This is a genomic window from Rhizobium sp. BK176, assembly GCF_024808055.1.
This window is the reverse complement of the sequence record NZ_JANUBV010000002.1, coordinates 362,512-386,232: the sequence shown is the minus strand read 5'-3', so window position 1 is coordinate 386,232 and position 23,721 is coordinate 362,512. Positions and strand designations below refer to the sequence as shown.

At 61.3% G+C, this 23,721-nt stretch carries 20 protein-coding genes and 1 pseudogene; 10 read left to right on the top strand and 11 right to left on the bottom strand.

Annotation, left to right across the window (positions count from 1 at the left end):
* Positions 1-8: 8 nt before the first annotated feature.
* The 4 genes and pseudogenes from FHT76_RS11185 to thrC all read right to left on the bottom strand — a co-directional run bounded on the left by FHT76_RS11185 (position 9) and on the right by thrC (position 6,290).
* On the bottom strand, positions 9-2,921 hold the full coding sequence (locus FHT76_RS11185) for a sensor domain-containing phosphodiesterase (RefSeq protein ID WP_259126688.1): 2,913 nt from the start codon (positions 2,919-2,921) through the stop codon (positions 9-11).
* Complete coding sequence (locus tag FHT76_RS11180; RefSeq protein ID WP_259185592.1) at positions 2,918-3,532, bottom strand: GNAT family N-acetyltransferase; 615 nt, start codon at positions 3,530-3,532, stop codon at positions 2,918-2,920. The genes FHT76_RS11185 and FHT76_RS11180 overlap by 4 nt, the downstream gene beginning before the upstream one ends.
* A gap of 29 nt (positions 3,533-3,561) precedes the next feature.
* Positions 3,562-4,863, bottom strand: coding sequence for a pitrilysin family protein (locus FHT76_RS11175; RefSeq protein ID WP_183752222.1), 1,302 nt, complete (start codon positions 4,861-4,863; stop codon positions 3,562-3,564).
* Positions 4,864-4,866: 3 nt separating this feature from the next.
* Positions 4,867-6,290: pseudogene (gene thrC / locus FHT76_RS11170) on the bottom strand (threonine synthase).
* A 225-nt stretch (positions 6,291-6,515) separates the two neighbouring features.
* Here thrC and FHT76_RS11165 point away from each other — a divergent pair.
* Positions 6,516-7,163 (top strand): hypothetical protein, encoded by a 648-nt coding sequence (locus FHT76_RS11165; protein WP_183860737.1) that lies wholly within the window; start codon positions 6,516-6,518, stop codon positions 7,161-7,163.
* A gap of 54 nt (positions 7,164-7,217) precedes the next feature.
* Positions 7,218-8,138 carry a diacylglycerol kinase family protein gene (locus FHT76_RS11160; RefSeq protein WP_183859866.1) on the top strand — a complete coding sequence of 307 codons (921 nt, stop codon included), beginning with the start codon at positions 7,218-7,220 and terminating at the stop codon, positions 8,136-8,138.
* Positions 8,139-8,205: 67 nt separating this feature from the next.
* Here the strand turns inward: FHT76_RS11160 and FHT76_RS11155 are convergent, their stop codons facing one another.
* The 3 genes from FHT76_RS11155 to FHT76_RS11145 all read right to left on the bottom strand — a co-directional run bounded on the left by FHT76_RS11155 (position 8,206) and on the right by FHT76_RS11145 (position 10,651).
* The gene (locus tag FHT76_RS11155) at positions 8,206-9,075 is read right to left on the bottom strand and encodes an MBL fold metallo-hydrolase (RefSeq protein WP_183859864.1); all 870 of its coding nucleotides are present in this window, start codon (positions 9,073-9,075) and stop codon (positions 8,206-8,208) included.
* Positions 9,076-9,152: 77 nt separating this feature from the next.
* A complete protein-coding gene (locus FHT76_RS11150; RefSeq protein WP_183752215.1) occupies positions 9,153-9,842 on the bottom strand; it encodes an HAD family hydrolase in 690 nt (229 codons plus the stop codon).
* Positions 9,843-9,964: 122 nt separating this feature from the next.
* On the bottom strand, positions 9,965-10,651 hold the full coding sequence (locus tag FHT76_RS11145; protein WP_183859862.1) for a helix-turn-helix transcriptional regulator: 687 nt from the start codon (positions 10,649-10,651) through the stop codon (positions 9,965-9,967).
* A gap of 72 nt (positions 10,652-10,723) precedes the next feature.
* Here FHT76_RS11145 and FHT76_RS11140 point away from each other — a divergent pair, with 72 nt between their 5' ends.
* The 4 genes from FHT76_RS11140 (at position 10,724) to FHT76_RS11125 (ending at position 13,344) form a co-directional block, all read left to right on the top strand.
* Positions 10,724-11,053 carry an NIPSNAP family protein gene (locus FHT76_RS11140; protein ID WP_183752211.1) on the top strand — a complete coding sequence of 110 codons (330 nt, stop codon included), beginning with the start codon at positions 10,724-10,726 and terminating at the stop codon, positions 11,051-11,053.
* Positions 11,050-11,403 (top strand): antibiotic biosynthesis monooxygenase, encoded by a 354-nt coding sequence (locus FHT76_RS11135; RefSeq protein ID WP_112656607.1) that lies wholly within the window; start codon positions 11,050-11,052, stop codon positions 11,401-11,403. The genes FHT76_RS11140 and FHT76_RS11135 overlap by 4 nt, the downstream gene beginning before the upstream one ends.
* Positions 11,404-11,566: 163 nt before the next feature.
* Entirely contained in the window at positions 11,567-12,697 is a 1,131-nt protein-coding gene (locus tag FHT76_RS11130; RefSeq protein WP_183859860.1) for a site-specific DNA-methyltransferase, read from the top strand.
* Positions 12,698-12,873: 176 nt separating this feature from the next.
* A complete protein-coding gene (locus FHT76_RS11125) occupies positions 12,874-13,344 on the top strand; it encodes a DUF6790 family protein (RefSeq protein WP_183859858.1) in 471 nt (156 codons plus the stop codon).
* Here the strand turns inward: FHT76_RS11125 and FHT76_RS11120 are convergent.
* The 3 genes from FHT76_RS11120 to mutY are packed head-to-tail and all read right to left on the bottom strand — an operon-like array spanning position 13,329 to position 15,400.
* Entirely contained in the window at positions 13,329-13,694 is a 366-nt protein-coding gene (locus FHT76_RS11120) for a nuclear transport factor 2 family protein (RefSeq protein WP_259126690.1), read from the bottom strand. The genes FHT76_RS11125 and FHT76_RS11120 overlap by 16 nt on opposite strands.
* 2 nt (positions 13,695-13,696) lie before the next feature.
* The gene (locus FHT76_RS11115) at positions 13,697-14,305 is read right to left on the bottom strand and encodes an HAD family phosphatase (RefSeq protein WP_259126691.1); all 609 of its coding nucleotides are present in this window, start codon (positions 14,303-14,305) and stop codon (positions 13,697-13,699) included.
* 3 nt (positions 14,306-14,308) lie between these two features.
* Positions 14,309-15,400, bottom strand: coding sequence for an A/G-specific adenine glycosylase (gene mutY, locus FHT76_RS11110; RefSeq protein ID WP_183860735.1), 1,092 nt, complete (start codon positions 15,398-15,400; stop codon positions 14,309-14,311).
* Between the two features lie 97 nt (positions 15,401-15,497).
* Between mutY and FHT76_RS11105 the strand changes: the two genes are divergently transcribed.
* The 4 genes from FHT76_RS11105 to ppdK all read left to right on the top strand — a co-directional run bounded on the left by FHT76_RS11105 (position 15,498) and on the right by ppdK (position 23,500).
* Positions 15,498-15,986, top strand: coding sequence for a DUF721 domain-containing protein (locus FHT76_RS11105; RefSeq protein WP_016553043.1), 489 nt, complete (start codon positions 15,498-15,500; stop codon positions 15,984-15,986).
* 159 nt (positions 15,987-16,145) lie between these two features.
* Positions 16,146-16,838: a DsbA family protein gene (locus tag FHT76_RS11100; protein ID WP_183859852.1), complete on the top strand. Its 693-nt coding sequence runs from the start codon at positions 16,146-16,148 to the stop codon at positions 16,836-16,838.
* A 78-nt stretch (positions 16,839-16,916) separates the two neighbouring features.
* Positions 16,917-20,378, top strand: a complete 3,462-nt coding sequence (locus tag FHT76_RS11095) for a chromosome segregation SMC family protein (RefSeq protein ID WP_259126692.1) — start codon at positions 16,917-16,919, stop codon at positions 20,376-20,378.
* A 398-nt stretch (positions 20,379-20,776) separates the two neighbouring features.
* On the top strand, positions 20,777-23,500 hold the full coding sequence (gene ppdK, locus FHT76_RS11090; protein WP_183859848.1) for a pyruvate, phosphate dikinase: 2,724 nt from the start codon (positions 20,777-20,779) through the stop codon (positions 23,498-23,500).
* Here ppdK and FHT76_RS11085 read toward each other — a convergent pair.
* Positions 23,427-23,708 (bottom strand): hypothetical protein, encoded by a 282-nt coding sequence (locus FHT76_RS11085; RefSeq protein WP_183859846.1) that lies wholly within the window; start codon positions 23,706-23,708, stop codon positions 23,427-23,429. The genes ppdK and FHT76_RS11085 overlap by 74 nt on opposite strands.
* Positions 23,709-23,721 lie beyond the last annotated feature (13 nt).

Below are 23,721 nucleotides of genomic sequence, written 5' to 3'. Positions count from 1 at the left end.
GCGGTCGGTTAAGCGCGCTTCGTCAACGGGAACCGTTCCTTCAGCAGCCGCAGGACTGACTCCGCTGCCATCGGCGGCCCGAACAGGTAGCTCTGCCCGAAAGTGCAGCCCATCTTTGCGAGCTCAATCGCATCTTCGTTCGACTCGATCCCTTCGGCGACCACCTTCATATCAAGTTCACGCGCCATTGATATCACCGAGCGAAGCACGGTTGCCTTCTTGTCACTGCCATCGCGCACCATCACCTTGTCAAGCTTGATCGTGTCGAACGGGAAGCGCGTCAGATAGGCGAGGGACGAATAGCCGGTTCCGAAATCATCCAGCGCGAGGCCAAGCCCCATCTCCCGCAGCTTCTCAAGCACGAGGCGCGCTTGCTCCGGATTCTCCATGACCATGGATTCCGTGAGCTCCAGCTTCAGGCGCGACGGGTCGCAATGGGTTTTCGCCAGCACCGAACGGACATCGTCATAAAGCTCGTTGTTCAGCAGCTGTGCGCTGGAGAGGTTGATCGAGACGAAGATCGGCAGCTCGCCGGTCTGGTTCTCCCAACCCATCAGGTCGTTGGTCGCCTGCTCAAGGGCAAAGAGACCGAGCATCTCGATAAGGTCGGATGTCTCGGCGATCGGAATGAATTCCGAAGGAGGGATGGTGCCGCGCTTCGGATGCTCCCACCGCATCAGCGCCTCAAAGCCGGCAATCTCCACGTCCTCCAGTCCGGCGATCGGCTGGTAGACCATCGACAGTTCCTTGCGCTCGATGGCACGGCGCAGGTCGGATTCGAGCTGCAGCCTGTCGGCGCCGAAATCGCGGAAGGCTGGCTGGAACGGCTCGACGCGATTGCCGCCGGCGCGTTTGGCTCGGTACATCGCAAGCTCCGCATCGCTGAGCATGCCGGCGGCGCTTTCCTGCTGGTCGACGAACGAGGCAAGCCCGATCGACGCCGTCAGGATGATTTCGCGATTGGCGAAGTTGATCGGCACCATGATCGCCTTGCTGATCGCATCAGCGAAGTCGGCCACCTTCGTCGGGTCGCGCTCTGACGTCAGGATCAAACCGAACTGGTCGCCGGAAAGGCGTGCGAGCGTGTCCTGCGGCTTGAGCAGACGGCGCAGGCGTCGCGTCAGCGCGATCAGGATATTGTCGCCGGCGGCGATCCCGAGCGTATCGTTCACCAGCTTGTAGCGGTCGATATCGATCACCATGACCGTCGGGCGCAGCGTCTCGCCACCGGGCGCCAGTGCAAGCACCGCCTGCAGGCGATCGAGGAAAAGCTGCCGGTTCGGCAAGCCGGTCAGGTTGTCGTGCAGCGCATCGTGCAGCAGCCGCTCGACGGAATTCTTTTGTTCGGTGACGTCGACGATCGTGCCGACGCAGCGGATGATTTCGCCGTTCGAACCGAGGACCGGGCGGGCGCGGATGAGAAGCCAATGGAAATGGCCGTCTTCCGCGCGGATGCGGAATTCATGATTGAGCCGCCCGCGGCGATGCTCAAGCAGCACGTCGAGCGTCGCCCGGAAGCGATCGCGATCGTCGGGGTGAAGCCGTGGCAGCCAGTTGCGGGCCGCGCCGTGCATCGTGCCGAGCGGGAGGCCGAGCTTGGCCGACACGTCAGGAATGGTGACGACACGATCGCGCGCCACGTCCCAATCCCACACCATGTCGCCCGAGCCGGTTAGAGCCAGCGATTGCCGCTCCAGATCGGAGAACAGGCCCTGCTGAAATGCACCGCCGGCAAAGGCGTGCTGCATGACGGTAAAGCCGATCAGCAGGACGATGAGAACGAGGCCGCCGCCGAGCGCCGGCTGGATGATGTCGTTGTCGAGCTGACCGGTGATCGTCAGCCATGCCCCGAAGATCCACACGAGGATCAGGGCCCAGGCGGGCACCAGCAGAATGGCGCGATCGTAGCGGTTGAGGCCGAGATAGATGATCAGGAAGAGGCCCATCGTCGCGGTCAGCGCAAACGACAGACGCGCGATGCCAGCAGCGATTGCCGGATCGTAAATCGCGACGCCGAAGAGCAGCGCCAGGCCCAGCACCCAGGCGAGCGTCAGGTAGCCGAGATGCGTGTGCCAGCGGTTGAGGTTGAGGTAAGTGAACAGGAAGATGACGAAACTGGAGGCGAGCGCGACTTCCGCACAGGCGCGCCATATTCGCTGGTCGGTCGACGCGATGCTGATCAGCTTGCCGAGAAAGCCGAAGTCGACGCAGATATAGCCGAGCACGGCCCAGGCGAGTGCTGCGGTCGCGGGCAGCATCGAGGTGCCCTTGACTACGAACAGGATGGTCAGGAACACGGCCAGCAGGCCGGCAATGCCGAGCACGATGCCGCGATAGAGCGTGAACGCGTTGATCGTGTCCTTGTAGGCGTCCGGTTCCCAGAGATAGATCTGCGGCAGCTCCGGCGTCGTCAGCTCAGCAACAAAGGTAATGACGGCGCCGGGGTTGAGTGTAATGCGGAAGACATCCGCTTCGTCACTCGGTTGCCGGTCGAGCGCGAAACCTTCGCTCGGCGTGATCGCGATGATGCGCTGCGAGCCGAGGTCAGGCCAGAACAGCTTGGAGTTTACCAGGCGGAAGTGCGGGGCCACGATCACGCGCTCAAGCTGCTCGTCGGAGACGTTGGCAAGCGCGAAGACGGCCCAGTCGCCCTGGTGGTTTTCCGAGCTGGCACGTACCTCAATACGGCGGCGGATGCCATCGGCACCGGCAGCGGTTGAGACCTGGAAGGCTTCGCCCTGATTGGCGTAGATTTCCGTCGTGGCAGTCAGATCGAGCGCGGTATCGTCGCGGGAGATCTTCACCGGCTCGGCTGCCTGGACATTGCCTGCCGCTAGCATGAAGGCCGACAGCAAGAGAGCTGCGATCACCGCGATCAATCGTCCGGCCGGTGATGGGAGCAGCATGCGGTTGTTGGTCATCGGCTGTCGGTTATCCTGCCTTTATCCGTGTCGGTGGCGAGCAATGAGAACATCACATGGTCGTGCCACTGACCGTTGATTTTCAAGTATCCGCGCAGATAGCCTTCCCGCTGAAACCCGGCTTTTTCAAGCAGGCGGATGCTCCGAGCATTGTCTGGAATACAGGCTGCTTCGATACGGTGCAACTCAAGCACCGTGAAGATGTAGGGTATAACCAATTGAAGTGCGGCGAACATATGGCCTTGGCCGGCGTAAGCCTCACCCATCCAATATCCGATCATGCAGCTTTGTGCCGCCCCGCGCCTGATATAGCCGATCGTAATGCCGCCAAGCAGCGTCATCCTATCCTTGTGGAACAGGAATAGCGGGATCGCCTGGCCGGACGCATATTCCTGTTTGCCGCGGATGACGCGGGCGCGGTAGGCGCCCTCGGTCAATTCATCCCGCCGCCATGTCGGCTCCCAGGGTTCCAGGAATTGCCGGCTGGCCGCCCGCAGCTTGTGCCACTGGTTGAAATCCTGGTCTCGCGGCAGGCGCAGCACATAGTTCTCGTTTTCGAGTTCCACTGAATCCGGCTGTCGCGACAGGAACCGAAAAACCGATTTTGGCATCGATCACTCCCGGCAGGATGGATGTGAAATCAAACGAGCGCTTGTTGGCTGTGCGGTGCGGCGGGCGAGGAGAGAGAGGCGGCGATATCTTCCATAGGAGCCAAGTGTTCCAGAGGACCGATCGCCGATAGCGTCGGAACGGTGTCGAAGAACAGGCGCCCTGCAAGATCCGTCAGGCGCTCGACGGTGATCCCCTCGAGCCGTTCCATCATCTCCTGATTGGAGATCGGGCGGCCGTAGAGCATCATCTGTCTTGCGATCTGGCCGGCGCGGGCCGCCGGGCTTTCCTGGCCCATCAGCAGCTGGGCGCGGATCTGGGCGCGGGCGCGTTCGATTTCCTTTTGCTCGATCGTCGCTGCAGACTTGTGCAGTTCGTCGATAATGACGGGCACCAGCTCCGGCAGGTTCTCGCCACCGGTGGCGGCGTGGATACCGAAGATGCCGGTGTCGGAAAAGCCCCAGTGAAAGGCATAGATCGAATAGCAGAGACCACGGATTTCACGCACTTCCTGGAACAGACGGGAGGACATCCCGCCGCCGAGAATATTGGCGAGGATCTGCGAACAGTAGAAGTCGCGGGCGTGATAGGCCTTGCCCTCGAAACCAAGCAGGATCTGCGCGTCCATCAGGTCGCGCGTTTCACGGATATTGCCGCCGATGTACTTCGCGGCTTCCATGACCGGCGTCGCCGATGGAGAAGTCGGAAGGCTCGCGAAGCGCTCCTCGACCATGCGAACGAACTCGTCGTGCTGCACGGCGCCCGTTGCAACGATAAACATCCGGTCGGTGGTGTAATTGCGGCTGAGATAGCCGCGGATCTGCGGCGGCGTGAACGACACCACAGTTTGCGGTGTGCCGAGGATTGCCCGGCCGAGTGTCTGATCGCGGTAGGCGGTTTCGGAAAACTTGTCGAAAACGACGTCGTCCGGCGTATCGTTCGCAGCGTTGATTTCCTGCAGGATGACCTGCTTCTCGCGCTCGAGTTCTTCTTCCTCGAACGCGGACTCTGTCAGGATATCGGCAAGAATATCGACGGCGAGCGGAACGTGATCCTTGAGGACGCGGGCATAGTAGGAGGTCGTTTCCGTGGATGTCGCGGCGTTGACCTCGCCGCCGACATCCTCGATCTCCTCGGCGATTTCGCGCGCGCTGCGGCGCGCCGTGCCTTTGAAGGCCATATGTTCGAGCAGGTGGGCGATGCCGTGCTCGTCTGTCGTCTCGTTGCGCGATCCTGATTTGATCCAAACTCCCAGCGCAACGCTTTCCAGATGCGGCATGGTCTGTGTGACTACTGTCAGCCCGGATTTGAGCCGGGTGCACTCAACTGTCATTGGCTATCTTTCTGCGCCTGCGTTACTTAGGCCCGAGCGTGCTCGCCGATGAAGGTCTCGATGGCTTTGAGCTCAGGCTTCACAATCTGAAAGCGCTCCTCCTTGTGCATCAGATCAGCAAGCCACGTCGGAAGCGCGGGGTCAATACCGGAGGCGGATTTTACGGCGGCGGGGAATTTCGCCGGGTGTGCGGTGGCAAGCGTCACCATCGGCGTGTTCGGCTTTTCGTGCTTGCCCGCAACGAAGACGCCGATCGCCGAGTGCGGATCGAGAAGATAGCCGGTTTCGGCGTGGGTTTTCTTGATCGTCTGGGCGACCTGTTTCTCGCTGGCGCGGCCAGTGCGGAAGTCCTTCTTGATGAAGGCCAGGGCCTCCTTCGCAATCTCGAAGCCATTGGATTGGTTGAGACTGTTCATTGCCGCGCGAACTTTGGATGCGTCGCGATCATAGGCTTCGAACAGCAGTCGTTCGAAGTTCGAGGAGATCTGGATGTCCATCGAAGGTGAGGTCGTTGCCTTTACCGCTTTCATCTCGTAACGCCCGCTCTTCAGCGTGCGGTCGAGGATATCGTTCTCGTTGGTCGCGACCACCAGTTTGCCGATCGGCAGGCCCATCCGCTTTGCGCAGTAACCGGCAAAAATATCCCCGAAATTGCCCGTCGGCACGGTAAACGAAATCTTACGGTCCGGTCCGCCAAGCGCGATTGCCGTCGTGAAATAGTAGACGATCTGGGCCATGATGCGGGCCCAGTTGATCGAGTTGACGCCGGAGAGCCTGACGCGATCGCGGAACGGTCCGTCGTTGAACATCGCCTTGACGAGGTTCTGGCAGTCATCGAAATTGCCTTCGACGGCAAGCGCGTGAACGTTGGAGGCAGTGGAGGTCGTCATCTGGCGCTGCTGCACCGGCGACACCTTGCCATGCGGGAAAAGAATGAAGATGTCGGTGCGTTCGCGCCCGGCAAAGGCGTCGATCGCCGCGCCGCCGGTATCGCCGGAGGTAGCGCCGACGATGGTCGCGCGCTCGCCGCGCTTTTCGAGCGCATAGTCCATCAACCGGGCGAGCAGTTGCATCGCGACATCCTTGAACGCCAGCGTCGTACCATGGAAGAGCTCAATGACGAAGCTGTTCGGCCCTGTCTGCACGAGCGGGGCGATCGCAGGGTGGCGGAAAGTGCCGTACGCCTCATCGATCATGGACCGGAAAGTCTCGTCGGCAATCTCGCCGTTGGTGAAGGGCGACAGAATGGTGAAGGCAATATCCTGATAGCTTTTTCCTCGAAGCGCGCGGATTTCCTTTTTCGAGAAATGCGGCCACTTGCGCGGCACATAGAGGCCACCATCGCGCGCCAGGCCCGTCAGCAATGCATCGCAGAAACCGAGGGAAGGGGCTTCGCCGCGGGTCGAAATATAATCCACTGTCGTCATCCTTGATGTGCCGGTCGGAGAAAGGCTGAGGGAAAGTAAACCCCGCGCTGCATCTCGCTTGCGCTGTCGGCTATGCTCGCCTGCGATCCCGAAATGTGCATCAAAACGGTTCTTACCCAATCGATTTTTGTTTGCGCCGCTGATATAGACCATCGCAAACTGTCACGAAAGGCCTGCCATCAAGTGATTGGGCCTGCCAAAAAACTTTGTGGAGAGGGTGGAATAATCGTGCTTGGCAAGGTCTCGCGTCTTATCGTTTCGGCTTCCCTTGCGGCAATGCTTGCCGGTTGTAATTCGCTCGGCGTCGGTGGTGGCTCAGACAGCGCAACGGCACCGACCCAGCCGAACGGCAATGGCCAGATCATGCCGTTGGCGCCATCCAACCCGTCCTCCAGCGACGCATCGATCGGCTCCGCCAAGACGGCCGCTGGCGCAACGGCGCCCGTCGTTCAAGGCGCCTGCCCGCAGATGTTCATGAAGGACAGCGACGCGATCTTCCGGACTTATGCCGGCGGAGCGAAGACCGGCGATGCGGAGAAGCTGGCCTACCAGGCGTCGATCGGCAACTACACGCGCCAATGCACTCTCAACGATACGAACCTGACGATGACCGTCGTGGCGCAGCTTCGCGTCATTGCCGGGCCGAACGGGTCGTCCGGCAAGGTCACGCTCCCGGTTCGCATCACAGTCTACGACGGCCAGGAAGCGCTCTATTCGGAAGTGACGAATTTCCCGGTTGATGTCGGACAGAACGCTACACAGGCCCTGTTCCGCAAGGACGGCATCAAGCTGCCGGTCGGCTCCGGCGCACTGGTTCGCGTCAATATCGGTTTCGATCAAGGACCCGTGTCGACGAAAAAGAAGAAGGCCTGAAGAACGCCCCTGTTTCCGCTTCGCCAGGCTGGTGAGGCGGGGAGAAGATATCGCTTGAAAATCGGCATCGTATTGAATCCGGCGTCGGGCCGGCGCGGAAAGAAATTGTTCTGGTCGGCGCTGCGGCGCGCCATCGAGGCGAGATTTGCCGATCTCAGCCTGCGCGAAACCAAAGGCTTCGGCGATGCCGAGCGGTTCGGGCGCGAACTGGCGAATGATGGGGCCGATCTGGTGATCGCCGTCGGCGGCGACGGAACGATCGGCGAGGTGGCTGGCGGCATCCTCAAATCGCATCGGCCGGGTACAGCGTTTTCTTTCATCCCAACCGGCACCGGCTGTGATTTTGCCCGCAACTTTCCGATGTCGCGCGATCCCACCACGATCGCCAACGGCCTGAACTCTCCGTCCGTGCGGCAGATCGATGCCGGCCTGCTCACTTGCGACGACGAGGACGGTGACACCGTCACCCGTCACTTCGCCAACATCGCAAGCTTTGGCGTTTCCGGCCATATCGTGCGCGCCGTCAACGAGGCACGCAAGGGCAGGCGCCTGCCGGGGCCGATGGTTTTCTTCTTCCATAGCCTGCTTCAGATCCTGCGCTACGAGCCGCGCACAATTCGCCTCAGACTCGATGGAGAGGACATCTACGAGGGCCCGATCACGGCGGTTGCCGTCGCAAACGGCGCTTGGTTCGGCGGCGGTATGAAGGTGGCCCCCGATGCGGATATCAGCGATGGCCTGTTCGACGTGGTCATCATTCGAGGCGCCGGCCGCTTGAAAGTGCTGTCGTTGATGAACAGCATCTATAGCGGCGGCCACCTCAAGAGTCCGCTCGTCAGCATCCATCGCGCCACGCTCGTCGAGGCATGGCCGATAGGCAAGGAGGCGGTGCCGATCGACAGCGACGGCGAGGGACCTGGTCAGCTCCCGGCCCGGTTCGAGATGCTGGCTCGCGCGATCAACCTGAAAATCTAGTAATTTCAGACGAGTATTCATACCGAAGGGAACCAGCGGAGTCGCACGACGAACGCCGTGTCGTCGTTCAGCCGTCCAAGCGCGCCTGAATTGTCGCGGCGAGATTGGTGTCGTGGAACCCTTCGTAGAAGGCCACCACCTCCGTCGCCATGTCGGCCGGAATGGCGACGAAATCCTGAAGTCGGAACCCAACCGCCTTGTTGAGCCCGGGACTCAACAGGTCGCTCTCGCTCAAGTTCTCGACACGGCGGGCCAACTCTTTGAAATATTGCAAGTTGTCGTCCACCGTCGCGGGAGAGAGCGTTCTGCCGTGCGCAGGAATCACAAACCTCGCGTTAAGGTCGCGTATTCGTTCGAGGGATGAGGAGAGGAGCCGGAGATCATGCGCGCTCCTGCTCCACGCCTCGGGGATCGGATACTCGACCGCGTCGACGGCCAGGCATACGCGGATTTCAGGAATCCACACCGAGACATGGTCGGGCGTATGACCTGGCGTGTGAAACAATTCGAGCGTGAGATCGCCACCGTGAAGGGTCATAGAGCCTGAGAAGGTGATGTCTGGCGCTACGAGTTCAACGTTTCGAAATCGCTGATCTTCGCGCACCTTATCTTTCAGGACTTGAAGTGAGGACGGATCACGCAAGCGCTCAAGCGTTGCGGCATGGGCAATGATCGGCGCCTTTCCTGCAATCGCGGCGTTTCCCCAAAAGTGATCCCAGTCCATGTGCGAGTTCACGACCAGCAGCGGACGTGCATGCACGTCCTCGCCAAGCAGGTCCAGCGCCGTCCGGCACAGCTCGGGCGTTCCGAGAGTGTCGACCAGGACGTTGAATCTCCTGGTGCGGACGAAGATGCCATCAACTTCGTCTCCGGCCCTGACAACGGTGATCCGGTCGTCGAGTTCGGGCGGAGAGCACAATTCCACGGAAACGTTCATACGAGCAGCCCCATCAGACGGCGATTACCACTCCGGTATCCGAATGGGTTCGCTCTGTCGCGCCAAGAACGCGCGTTCTACAGGGCGCCTTCCCATTCGGCGAGCGCGGCAACGATGCCGGGCAAATCGCTCATCCGGGAAATGACGGTTTCAGCACCGGCATCGGTCAGCCTGTCGGCATGTGCCGGATAGGTATGGGAGGCGCCGGTAAACCCGATGACGCGCATGCCGGCAGCCCGCGCTGCGTGAACGCCATGGACGGAGTCCTCGACGACCACGACGCGGTCTGTGGAAACGCCCATCTGCTTTGCGCCATGCAGGAAGATATCCGGCTTCGGCTTCACGCGATCGGCACCGAGATCCTTGGCTGAGAAGATATGCGGCGCAAAGAGCGGCTTCAGGCCCACTTTGCCGAGCATCATGTCGAGCCGCGCACTGCTGGAGTTCGAGCAGATGCAGCGCTTCAGCTTCAGTCGCGAGAGAGCGGCTTCGACGCCGGCAATTGCCTGCACATCCTGGGACAGACGCAGATCGAGCAGCTTTTCGGACTTGTCGAGCAGCGATGCGGAAATCGGAATGCTGGCCTCGCGCTCGACCTGCAGCAGGATATTCTGCCAGGTCATGCCGGCGAAGCGCTCGCCCATTTCCTCGATGCTGATCGGGTAGCCCGCTTCGGTCAGAAGCTTGGATTCGACATCCGCAGCAATAATTTCCGAGTCGACCAGAACGCCGTCGCAGTCGAAGATGATGAGGTCGAAGCCGTCCATATACTTGCGCCTTATTTGGGATGATGCCCCTTTACACGATGCCTCGGCGAAGCTCAACCGACAGCAGGGCATGGCTGGATTGCGTGCCACGGGCGGCTTCGATCTTACGATCGCTTTCGCGGCTATTTGGCGGCAGGAAACAAGGCAAGAAATTGCCGTTCGCCTTCTGGTGAGAAGATGACGGAGCGGCTTTCGGCAGTGCGACGCGCCCAGCCTTTGTCGAGGAAATTCGAAAGTAGCGCCTTTCCGAGACTGCCGGCGAGGTGGGCCCGTCGCTCGCTCCAATCCAGGCAGGAGCGGCAGAGTGGACGACGCAACGATCTCAGGGCGTGGACGTCGATGCCGATACTCTTGAGCGCGGTTTCGCCGCTTTCCGTCACGGCAAGGCCATCACCGAATGCATCGATCGCGCCACGAGCAATCAAGCTGTCCAGCATGCGTACGCCGTAGTCGCCGGCGAGATGATCGTAGCAGATGCGCGCCTTGCGCAAGGCCGGTTCCTTCGGTCCCGGCTTGTGGCGCAAATGACCGCGCCCGGCCGCAAATCCCATGATGCTCTCCAGGAACTTGCCGACACTGTCATCCGCCAGCGTGAAGTAGCGATGGCGGCCCTGCTTGCGCTGGGCGAGCAGATTGCCGGCTTCCAGCTTGGCAAGGTGCGTGCTCGCTGTCTGCACGGTAATGCCGCCGGCGGCGGCAAGCTCCGTTGCCGTTAGCGCCTTGCCGCCCATCAACGCCGTCAGCATGTTGGCGCGCGCTGGATCGCCGATCAGCGCGCCGATCTGGGCTATGTCGGGTCCTTCCTTCATACTTCGATCCTAACCGAAGCATTGTCGTCAGACAATGTGCGAAAACCGCTTCCAGACAACAAGGAGACGACGATGATTACCTGCTTCATCCGCTATGAAATCGATCCGTTCAAGAGGGACGCCTTCGCCGAATACGCTCGCAACTGGGGGCAGGCAATTCCGCGCAACGGTGCGGACCTGATCGGCTATTTCGCGCCGCATGAGGGCTCGGCGACGACGGCTTACGGCGTCTACAACATTGAAAACCTCGCCGCCTACGAAGCTTATCGCGCCCGCCTTGCCGCCGATCCGCTCGGCAGGCAAAACTACGAATTCGCCAAACGCGAACGTTTCATCCTCAAAGAAGATCGTATCTTCCTCAAGAACGCTTCCCTTCCTCATTCAAAGCTGGTGATGCCATGATCGCTGTTATCTTCGAAGTCCTGCCCTTCATGGGCGAACGCCACACCTATCTCGATCTCGCCGGCGAACTTCGCGGTGAACTCGAAAAGATCGACGGCTTCATTTCAATCGAACGCTTTGAAAGCCTCACCAATCGCGGCAAGCTGCTGTCGCTGTCCTTCTGGCGCGACGAGGAGGCGGTCAAGGCTTGGCGAAACGTGGAGGCACACCGAGCTGCCCAGCACGCCGGCCGCAACGGCGTCTTCGCGGACTATCGGCTGCGCATCGGCCACATCGTTCGCGACTACGGCATGAACGAGCGCGCCGAAGCTCCGGCCGATAGCCGCAAGGTGCATGACGCGGCGGCGTAATAACACAGCCGGAAGGGCGTGCGGCCGCTGCCCCGCTCCTTCGGCGCCGACGCCTGTCGCGACTTATTTTCCCGAAATCGCTCATCCCTTCAGGCTTTGGTAACCAAACTGAGTAACCATAACAGACAGTAAAAAGCGTAATTGTGTATGAGCGAGTTTCCAGATGGCGTCAGTATTTCCGCTTGCCGATCTCAAGGCCTCCGCAAAGCCGGGCTCCTGGATCGACACGATCATCAAGGGCGATTGCGTTGCTGCCCTTGAAGCCCTGCCGAACCACTCCGTAGACGTTATTTTCGCCGATCCGCCATACAATCTGCAGTTGGGCGGTACGCTGCATCGCCCCGACCAGTCGCTGGTCGACGCCGTCGATGACGAGTGGGATCAGTTCGCCTCCTTCGAAGCCTACGATGCCTTCACCCGCGCCTGGCTGCTCGCCTGCCGCCGCGTTCTGAAGCCGACCGGCACGATCTGGGTCATCGGCTCCTATCACAACATCTTCCGCGTTGGTGCGACGCTGCAGGATCTCAATTTCTGGATCCTCAACGACATCGTCTGGCGCAAGACCAACCCGATGCCGAACTTCAAGGGCCGCCGCTTCCAGAACGCGCATGAGACGATGATCTGGGCGAGCCCGAACGCCAAGGCCAAGGGCTATACCTTCAACTACGATGCCATGAAGGCGGCAAACGACGACGTGCAGATGCGGTCCGACTGGCTGTTCCCGATCTGCAGCGGCGGCGAACGCCTGAAGGGCGACGACGGCAAGAAGGTGCATCCGACGCAGAAGCCGGAAGCGTTGCTTGCCCGTGTCATCATGGCGTCCTCGAAGCCAGGCGACATCATCCTCGATCCATTCTTCGGCTCCGGCACGACGGGTGCCGTCGCCAAGCGCCTCGGCCGCCACTTCGTCGGCATCGAGCGCGAGCAGGACTACATCGATGCGGCCTCCGCTCGCATCGAAGCGGTCGAGCCGCTCGGCAAGGCTGAACTCACCGTCATGACCGGCAAGAAGCAGGAAGTCCGCGTGGCTTTCAACGTGCTGGTCGAAAGCGGTCTGATCAAGCCCGGCCAGGTGCTTACCGATGCCCGCCGCCGCTACAGCGCGATCGTTCGCGCCGACGGCACGGTGGCTTCCGGTGGCGAGGCCGGTTCCATTCATCGCCTTGGGGCAAAGGTCCAGGGCCTTGATGCATGCAACGGATGGACATTCTGGCATTTCGACGACGGGCAGTCCCTGCGCCCGATCGACGAATTGCGGTCCGTGATCCGCAGTGATCTGGCAAAGGCGGAATGACGCGCGCCTCGACCTGATCGAGACTTCCTTCTTCCGGTGTTTTGTACCTCCAGTTACGGAAGAAGGCCTGGCGCCCGGGGATCAACACCCCGGGCGCTCTTCATTTTGGCTCGCGCGGCCGTGCAATTCCGTGTCATGTATCGGCTGCTGATGATCCGAAACAGGCAAGGAATGCCATGTATCTTGCGGTCATATTGTTGCTGATGCTTGTTTTGCCGTTGGGCTCGGTTGTCGCCGAAGTGCATTGGAATGCGGATGCCAATCTCGTCTTCCTTATCGGAAAATGGTTCGTCTTTTGGGGCGTCGGCTTGCGATTGCTTATGGCCAGTCTGAAACAGATCATCAATCCGGCGTTCACGGCGGAAACGATCTTTGGTGTGACCGATCATAAGGCCCAGTCGTTGGTGCAGGAGATCGGCTTCGGCAACCTGTCAATCGGTATGCTTGGCGTGCTCAGCCTTTTCGCGCCGCAGTGGATCGTCCCTGCCGCGATCATCGGTTCCCTGTTCTTCGGTCTTGCCGGTCTCAAGCATCTGCTGGAGCGAGCAAGAAACAGGTCGAGAACCATCGCGATGGTTTCCGACCTGTGGCTCTTTTTCGTGCTCGCCTTTTATCTCTCGGCGACGTTCTTTCAGAATGCTCGGTAATCCGTCACTTCGACGTGGGTGACGCGACCGTCTTCGTTGAAGGTGATCGTCTCTTCGCCTTCCCGCACTAAGGGCTTGCCCGTCTTGCTGTGCGTCGCGCGAACCGACCAAACGGCACGGCCGGCATAGGGGCTGACCTTCTCGACCAGCGTGTTGATTGCTGTCTGGTCTGGGTAGTCGTCAAAATACTTGCGGAAGGCGACCATGATCTCGGCTCGCCCGGACAAGCTGCCCACGCCATTCGAGACATAGGTCGCGTCATCCGCGAAATAGTCCTCGATCATATCGAAATCGAGCGCGTTGATCGCGCCATGGAAGCGTTTGATTTCCTCAACCGGATCGAATGCCATGGTCAGAGCCTCACGCCGCGCGCTGTAAGATCGGCGCGCAGCTTGTCGGCGCCGGTGAAGAGAACCGCATCCCAGCCGGCCGCTTTCGCGCCTTCGACGTTGGGGGCGGAGTCGTCAATGAAGATCGTCGCCGCCGGATTGAGGCCGAAGCTCCTGGCGTGTGTTTCGTAGATCGCAATATCGGGCTTGATGAGACCGACGTCGCCGGAGACCGTTACCCCGCGCGGCTTGGTCAGGAACGGGAAGCGGACTTGCGCCTCGCGGAAGGTGTCGGACGCGAAGTTCGTCAGCATCGTCACGTCCTGGCCATCGTCAATCAGGCCTTCCATGATGGCGACGCTGTCATCGTAGGCGTGCGAGACCATTTCGTGCCAGTGCTTGCGGAAGGCGCGGATGTGCTCCTCGCGGTCCGGATGAACCTCGATCAGCAAGGCTTCGGCATCGGTCCAGGTGCGGCCACGGTCCTGCTCGACGTTCCAGTCGTGGGTGCAGACATTGTCGAAAAACCACTTGCGTTCAGTCTCGTCGGGGATGAGGCGGCTGAACGGGATACTCGGATCGTAATGGATGAGTACTTTTCCAATGTCGAAAACAATATGCTCGATGGCCATCGATTAATCCTTGGCATGTTTGAACGCGAGCGGAATAGCCGCGGTGATTGCTTTTTTCATGACGGTCGGCAGCGCCTGCGAGTCAAGATTTGTAACCGGCTCCCACCAACCGTTATCCGTTTGAATTCGCGAAGGGATCGCGACGCGGTAGATGGAAAGCCTGAGCTCGAAATGGGTGAAGACGTGGGTCACGGTCCCGCAAGGCTCCCACGCCGCCGGAAACGGTGCCGCGTCAGCCGATGTCTCGCCGTCCTGCCGCGCCGTCCAGTGGGTCGTCGGCACCTCGGTCATGCCGCCAAGAAGGCCGCTCTCGATGCGACGCCGCAGCAGAATTTCGCCATCCCCCGTGACCGCGATAAAGGCCGCGCCCTGGCGGATCGGCTTTTCCTTCTTGGCTGCCTTGACTGGAAACTGTTCGGGATCGTGCAGGCGCAGCGCCTCGCAGGATCCCCTGAAGGGACAGAGCGAACAGGCCGGTCGCTTCGGCGTGCAGATCGTCGCGCCGAGATCCATCATCGCCTGCGCGAAGTCGCCCGGCCGATCATTTGGGGTGAGAAGAGCCACCTTCTGCTTCATGTCAGGTTTGGCTGCGGGCAGAGGCGTGGCGATGGCGTAGAGCCGCGAGATCACCCGTTCGACGTTGCCGTCCATCACGGCCGCCTGCCGGTTGAAGGCGATCGCCGCCACCGCTGCAGCCGTATAGTCGCCGATGCCGGGAAGCGATTTCAGTCCGTCCTCGCTGTCAGGAAAGATGCCGCCGTGGTCGCGCGTTACTGCCTCGGCGCATTTCTTCAGGTTGCGGGCGCGCGCGTAGTAGCCAAGCCCTGCCCAGGCAGCCATGACGTCTTCGCTGGGAGCATCGGCAAGGTCGCGCACGGTCGGCCAGCGCGCCAGGAAATTGGCGAAGTAGGGCTTCACCGCCGGCACCGTGGTTTGCTGCAGCATCACCTCGGAGAGCCAGACATGGTAGGGATCGGCCTTGATGCCGCGCGCCGCCATCGGCGGCGAGATGCGCCATGGCAGGTCTCGATGGTGCCGGTCATACCAGTCGAGAAGGGGCTTGGCGGCGGGCGCGTCCAGTGTCGTCGATGTCATCATTTGCCGTCGTGAGGGGAAGTGCCCTATACTTGGCGAAGCAATGCCGCGCGATCAAGGCAGTGGTGCCCGAACGCAGCGCGATCTGAAGGTTTCAATGAGTTATCCACGCAAAGGTGAAAAGCAGATCTCCGAATTGACCAATGGGTTGATCGATCCGGTGCTCGCAAAGCGCGCCGGCATCAACACCGCGCTGCTCGGCTCGTGGGACGAGATCGCCGGCGAGGAGTTCGCCGATTGCACGCGGCCGGAAAAGATCGCCTGGGCGAGGGGTAACGATGACGGCGGTTTCCGCCCCGGCGTGCTCACCATCGCCTGCGAGGGCGCTCGCGCCCTGTTTCTGACGCATGCGCAGGGCGAACTGATCCAGCGGGTCAACAGCTTCTTCGGCTTCGCCGCCGTTCACCAGATCCGCATCGTCCAGAAACCTGTCTATCAAGCGATCAAGCGCTCCCGTACGCCACCGCCGCTAAAGGGTGCGGCAGCCGCAAAACTGGACGAGATGATGGAAGGGATCGAAGGCGACAAGCTGCGCGAAGCGGTAAAGCGTCTTGGAACGGCCGTGTTGGGAAAGCGCGGGCGCTAGCGCTTCCAAGTATTGCTCCTGCAATTCTGTCCGCAATTTAATCTGGCGGTCCAACCAAGGTCACAATTCTTTGAAGAAAGTTGGCGAAGCGTGCCTTGTTCGGGGCATCGAGCCGTTATATCGCACTGTCAGCCACTACTCTCATTTATGGGGAACTTCATGCCGATTTCCGAAATGCAACTGACGAAACGCCAGCTTCTGGGCGGCGTGGCTGCCGCGACTGCGACGCTTGCGGTTTTCAGCACCGCACAGGCCGCTGTCGAAGTGCCTAAGCCCGATGGCGACGTCGACATGGCTGCCGTGCTGAAGCCAGGCGAACTGCCGGAAATGGCGCTCGGCAAGGAAGACGCCCCGGTCACGATCGTCGAATATATGTCGATGACCTGCCCGCACTGCGCCCACTTCCACACGACGACCTTCGACGAAATCAAGAAGAAGTACGTCGATACCGGCAAGGTGCGTTTCATCATCCGCGAATTCCCGTTCGATCCGCGTGCGGCTGCCGCCTTCATGCTGGCGCGCTGCAATCCTTCCAAGCCGGAAGAATTGAGCACGGCCGAACAGTATTTCCCGATGGTTGCCATGCTGTTCAAGCAGCAGCAGACCTGGGCGGCTGCAGATGATGGCCGCGGTGCACTGCTTCAGATGTCCAAACTTGCTGGATTTACTGAGGATAGCTTCACGAAGTGCTTGACGAACCAGAAGCTGCTGGATCAAGTGAACGCAACGCGGGAAAGGGGTTCCAAGGAGTTTGGCGTCAATGCCACGCCGACGTTCCTCATCAACGGCAAGCGCTATTCTGGAGACATGACGGTTGACACCATGTCGGCCCTTATCGACAGCCTGCTCTAATCTGAACCGTATCCGATCGACGGGCGACGGCCGAAGCCGTGCGCCCGTCTTTTGCTATATCAGGCGCGGGGATACGGCATGAAGTTCAACAAGCTTCGTGTCGTCGGCTTCAAGTCCTTCGTCGAACCCACCGAATTCATCATCGAGCGCGGCTTGACCGGTATCGTCGGCCCGAACGGCTGCGGCAAGTCGAACCTCGTCGAAGCACTTCGCTGGGTGATGGGTGAAAACTCGTACAAGAACATGCGGGCGTCCGGCATGGACGACGTCATCTTCTCCGGCTCCGGCAACCGTCCCGCTCGCAACACCGCCGAAGTCGCGCTTTATCTCGACAATGCCGCGCGCACCGCGCCTGCCGCCTTCAACGACAGCGACGAGATCCAGGTTACGCGCCGCATCGAGCGTGAGCAGGGATCGATCTATCGCATCAACGGCAAGGAAAGCCGTGCCAAGGACGTGCAGCTTCTCTTTGCCGACGCCTCCACCGGTGCCCGTTCGCCGTCCATGGTCGGGCAGGGGCGGATCGGCGAGTTGATTTCGGCCAAGCCGCAGGCCCGCCGCCAATTGCTCGAAGAGGCAGCCGGCATATCAGGCCTGCATTCGCGCCGCCACGAAGCCGAGCTTCGCCTGCGTGCTGCCGAAAGCAATCTCGAACGCCTTGACGACGTAACCTCTCAACTCGAGAGCCAGATCGAGAGCCTGAAGCGTCAGGCCCGTCAGGCAAGCCGCTTCAAGTCACTGTCGGCGGATATCCGCGCCCGCGAGGCGCTGCTCCTGCATATCCGCTGGGTGCAGGCCAAGGAGGCGGAAGCCGATGCCGACAGCGCGCTCAATCAGGCCACCGTCGTCGTCGCCGAAAAGGCGCAGATGCAGATGGAGGCCGCCAAGGTTCAGGGCATTGCAAGCCTCAAGCTGCCTGAGTTGCGCGATGGCGAAGCGCGCGCCGCCGCCGCATTGCAGCGCCTGCAGATCGCCAAGACGCAGTTGGAGGAGGACGCCAATCGCATCCTGCGCCGCCGCGACGAACTGACCCGCCGCCTTGCGCAGCTCGGCGAGGACATCCGCCGCGAGGAGCGGCTGGTTGCCGACAACGCCGAGATCCTGGCGCGGCTGGACGCCGAAGAGGGCGAGATAACCGAGATCCTTGCCGATTCCGACCGTTTTGCCGAGGAAACCCGCGAGGCCTTCGAAGAGGCTTCGGCCAAGCTCGCAGACAGCGAGCGCGTCTTCGCGAGCCTGACCGCCGAGCGCGCCGAGGCCGCTGCCGGGCGCAACCAGCTCGAGCGTGCCATTCGCGATCTGGCCGATCGCAAGATGCGTCTTGAACGGCAGATGGACGAGGCCAACCGCGAGCTGTCGGCCATCGGCGAGAAGATTTCCGGCCTGCCCGATCCGGACGAGAAGCGGGCCGTGGTCGAGGCGGGCGAGCAGGCGCTTGCCGAGGTGGAGGCCGCGATCCAGGGCGTCGAGCAGGCCTTGGCCGCTGCTCGCCAGACCGAGGCTCTTTCCCGATCGCCGGTCGATGAGGCACGCGCAAAGCTGAATGCCATCGAAACGGAAGCCCGGACGATTTCGCGTATGCTGGCGGCCGGCGCCGCCGCAGGCGAATTTGCGCCGGTTGCCGATGAGCTTCGCGTCGATCGCGGCTTCGAAACGGCGCTCGGTGCGGCGCTTGGCGACGACATCGAATCGCCGCTTGATCCCAAGGCGCCGGTTCATTGGTCCGGCAATGGTGACGGCGCTGCGGATCCGGCATTGCCATCAGGGGCGACGCCGCTGACCAACCATGTTCGTGCGCCGGCGGTACTGATGCGCCGCCTGAAGCAGATCGGCCTGGTCTCCGGTTCGGATGCTGCGGCGCTGATGAAGGATCTAAAGCCTGGCCAGCGTTTGGTGACCAGAGAGGGCGCCGTCTATCGCTGGGACGGCCATGTCACCGGTGCGGATGCGCCGAGTGCGGCTGCACTCCGGCTGGCGCAGAAGAACCGGCTCGCCGAACTCGAAAGCGAAACGGCACTTGCCCGCGACATGCTTGATGAAGCAGAGGAACGGCTGGCGGGTGCCGCTGATGCCATTCGCCTTCAGGAGCAGCGCCTGGCGGAGGCTCGCGAGAAGAGCCGGATCTCGGCGCGGCAACTCGCTGAGGCGCGCGAAGCGCTGGCAGCAGCCGAGCGGGCCTCTGGCGATCTCATTCGACGTCGCGATGTCATTGCAGAAGCCGTCAGCCAGCTTCAGATCCAGCTCGAGGATCTCTCGATTCAGGAAGAAAACGTCAGGATCGAGCTGGAAGATGCACCTGATCTGACGGCGATCGACGAACGGCTTCGAGCGCAGCAGGCAGAAGTCGGGACCGATCGTGGCGCACTCGCCGAAGCACGGGCGCGCCATGAAAGCCTGAACCGCGAAAACGAAGCCCGCCAACGCCGCATCATTGCCATTGGGCAGGAGCGCGTGACCTGGCGCCAGCGTGCTGCCAGCGCCGAGGACCATATCGCAACCCTTCGCGATCGCGAGGAGGAAGCGCGGGAGGAAGCGGCCGAGCTCGAAATGGCGCCCGATGAGTTCGACGACAAGCGCCGTGCGCTGTTGACCGAACTCCAGAAGGCCGAGGAAGCGCGTCGCCATGCGGCCGATGCGCTTGCTGAAGCGGAGGTCGTGCAGCGTGACGCCGACCACAAGGCCGCGACGGCGCTATCCGAACTCGCCGAAAGCCGCGAGCGCCGCGGCCGCGCCGAAGAGCGGCTGGTCTCGGCGCGGGAAAAGCGGCAGGAAACCGAGGCGCGAATTCGCGAGGCACTGAATGTCGCGCCACACGAGGCCCTTCGACTTGCCGGACTAGAGTCGCTGCAAGCGGCACCCGACCTTCGCGAGGTCGAGCGCGAACTCGAACGCCTGAAGATGGAGCGCGAGCGCCTTGGCGCGGTCAACCTCCGTGCCGAGGAAGAGCAGAAGGAATTGAGCGGCAAGCTCGCGGCGCTGATCAAGGAACGCGACGACGTGATCGATGCGATTCGCAAGTTGCGTGGCGCGATCCAGAGCCTCAATCGCGAGGGTCGCGAGCGCCTGCTCGCCGCCTTCGACGTTGTCAACGGCCAGTTCCAGCGTCTCTTCACCCATCTTTTCGGTGGAGGCACGGCCGAACTGCAACTGATCGAGTCCGATGATCCGCTCGAAGCCGGCCTGGAAATTCTCGCCCGCCCGCCCGGCAAGAAGCCGCAGACGATGACGCTCCTTTCGGGCGGGGAGCAGGCGCTGACGGCAATGGCACTGATCTTTGCCGTCTTCCTGACCAATCCGGCGCCGATCTGCGTGCTGGACGAAGTGGACGCCCCGCTCGACGACCACAATGTCGAGCGCTATTGCAACCTGATGGACGAAATGGCCGCCTCCACCGAAACGCGTTTCGTCATCATCACCCACAATCCGATCACCATGGCGCGCATGAACAGGCTGTTCGGCGTGACGATGGCGGAGCAGGGCGTATCGCAGCTCGTGTCGGTCGATCTGCAGACGGCTGAACAACTGCGTGAGATCGCCTAAACAAGCCGCTGACAAAAAGCCCAAAAAAAGTCGAGCCGAATTGGCACATCTTCACCGTTGGGTGATGTTTTTCTACTGATCTTGTATTAGAGATTGCTTCATGTCGCTGCCGAATTGCCGCGAAGCGGTATCGGCTGCAGAGTTTTCTGTGCGACGCGATCGGAGCAGGCCTTTGGCGCTCTGACTGTCCGCATGGACGAGACCCCCCGTCCGGTTTTTCCTGGCTGGACGGACAGAAGGCTTTGCGGGACTTTGTTGCAGTCCCGCAAAGCTTTTTCTCCCTTCAATCGCTTCAGTCTGCCGCAGTTGTTGTGCGACGCAACATTTCGGCCGCATTTGTCGATTTTCATTTCAACACCAACGGATTAAGTTGATCCGGATATGGTGTTGGGGGGAATATGACCAAGTGGGTCTATACATTTGGCAACGGTCAAGCAGAGGGCAGTGCCCTCGACGTTGAGCGTTTGGGCGGCAAAGGCGCAAACCTCGCGGAGATGTGCAATCTTGGCCTTCCCGTTCCTCCGGGTCTGACGATCATCGCTGACGCTTGTTCCGCCTACTACAAGAACGGGCGACAGGTTGCCGAGGATCTGAAAGCGCAGGTCCGGACCGGCATCGAACGCATCGAGGAAGCGACCGGCCGGCGGTTTGGCGCGGGTGATCGACCGCTGCTGCTGTCGGTGCGCTCTGGTGCGCGTGTTTCGATGCCGGGAATGATGGACACTGTCCTCAATCTCGGCCTCAACGATGAAACCGTGCAGGCGCTCGGCCACGATGCCGGCGACGCCCGTTTCGCCTGGGACAGCTACCGCCGCTTCATCCAGATGTATGCCGACGTCGTCATGCGCCTGGACCATGAAGTGTTCGAGGAAATCCTCGAGGATGAGAAGGCCAGGCTCGGCTATGAATTCGACACGGAACTGACCGCCAGCGAATGGCAGCATGTGGTCTCGCTCTACAAGGGCATTATCGAGGAGGAACTGGGCGAGGAGTTTCCCCAGGATCCGGAAGTGCAGCTATGGGGCGCTGTCGGCGCCGTTTTCTCGAGCTGGATGAGCGCCCGCGCCGTCACCTATCGCCAGCTTCACAATATTCCTGAAGTCTGGGGAACGGCCGTCAATATCCAGGCGATGGTCTTCGGCAACCACGGCAATTCGTCTGCGACCGGCGTCGCCTTCACGCGCAATCCGTCCACGGGTGACAAGTCGCTCTACGGCGAATTTCTCGTCAATGCACAGGGCGAGGACGTCGTCGCCGGTATCCGCACGCCGCAGAGCATCACCGAGGAGGGTCGTATCAGCTCCGGTTCCGAACGACCGTCGATGGAAAAGTTGATGCCTGATGCCTTCAAAGAGTTGTCGCGCATCTGCGCCGAACTCGAGGCGCACTATCGCGACATGCAGGACATCGAATTCACCATCGAGCGCGGAAAGCTGTGGATGCTGCAGACCCGCTCAGGCAAGCGTTCGACGCGCGCGGCGATGAAAATCGCCGTCGACATGGTCGATGAGAAAGTAATTACCGAAGAGGAAGCGGTACTTCGCATAGAACCCTCATCACTGGACCAGCTTCTGCATCCGACGATCGACCCGCGTGTGTCGCGCGAGATCATCGGCACTGGCCTTCCGGCATCGCCGGGTGCCGCGACCGGCGAGATCGTGTTTACGGCCGAAGAGGCGGTCATAGCCTCGGAGGAGGGGCGCAAAGTCATCCTGCTGCGCGTCGAGACAAGCCCGGAAGACATTCACGGGATGCACGCGGCCGAGGGCATTCTGACGACACGTGGCGGCATGACCAGCCATGCCGCCGTTGTCGCCCGCGGCATGGGCATCCCCTGCGTGGTCGGCGCCGGGAGCATGCGCATCGACGTACGCAACGAGCGGCTGATCGGCGTCGGCGTCACACTGAAGAAGGGCGACGTCATCACCATCGACGGCTCGGCGGGACAGGTGCTGAAGGGCGACGTGCAAATGATCCAGCCGGAGCTTTCGGGCGATTTCGGGCGCATCATGCAATGGGCCGACCGGGCACGGCGGATGACGGTGCGCACTAACGCCGATACGCCGGCGGATGCGCGCGCGGCTCGTTCCTTCGGCGCTGAAGGCATCGGCCTTTGCCGCACCGAGCACATGTTCTTCGAGGGCGATCGCATTCAGCTAATGCGCGAGATGATCCTGGCGGAGGATGAAACCGGCCGGCGCACCGCGTTGGACAGCTTGTTGCCGGTGCAACGGCACGATTTCACCAGCCTCTTCAATGTCATGCATGGGCTGCCGGTGACGATTCGTCTGCTCGACCCGCCGCTGCACGAGTTCCTGCCGAAGACGGACGAGGAGATCGCCGACGTTGCCGCCGCCATGGGCATGGATCCGGCGTTGCTGCGTCAGCGCGTTGATGCCCTACACGAATTCAATCCGATGCTCGGGCATCGTGGCTGCCGGCTGGCGATTTCCTATCCCGAGATCGTCGAGATGCAGGCACGCGCGATTTTCGAGGCGGCGGTCGCGGCGGCCCATGAAACCGGCGCTGCCGTCGTGCCTGAGATCATGGTGCCGCTCGTCGGGTTGCGCGCGGAACTGGATTACGTCAAGGAGCGCATCGACGCCATTGCCGGCGACGTTATGGCGGAGGCCGGCATGCGGATCGACTATCTGGTCGGCACGATGATCGAGCTGCCGCGCGCAGCCCTCAGGGCCCATATTATTGCGGAAGCGGCGGAGTTCTTCTCTTTCGGTACCAACGACTTGACGCAGACGACCTTCGGCATCTCGCGCGACGATGCGTCCGCTTTCATACCGACCTATCAGCGCAAGGGGATCATCGAGCACGATCCCTTCATTTCACTGGACTTCGATGGTGTCGGCGAGTTGATCCGCATCGCCGCAGAACGCGGTCGACGTACGCGTAACGATATGAAGCTTGGAATCTGCGGCGAACACGGCGGCGATCCCGCATCCATCCATTTCTGCGAGGAAATCGGATTGGACTACGTGTCCTGTTCACCCTTCCGCGTGCCGATCGCCCGCCTCGCCGCCGCGCAGGCCGTCATTAGTAGCGATACTGCCGCCAGTATGGGCGCCCGTAGTAGGACGGGTCCAGCTCGAACGCCATCCCCATCATGAGCCTGTCGCTATCATAGCGATACTGCGCGCGGCGGTAGAGATCGATGCGCTGCAGGCAGGCGGCAAAACCGTTGGTCCTAGGTTTGAAGCCATAGCGTAGGCACTGGTCTTCGTCAGCGGCGCGCTGCTGCTCAGGCGACAGCGACTGGCACGCTGACAGGCTTGCGGCGGCTGCGATGAGCGCGAGGGATAAAGCGAGGATACGCATCGGTGTTTCTTTG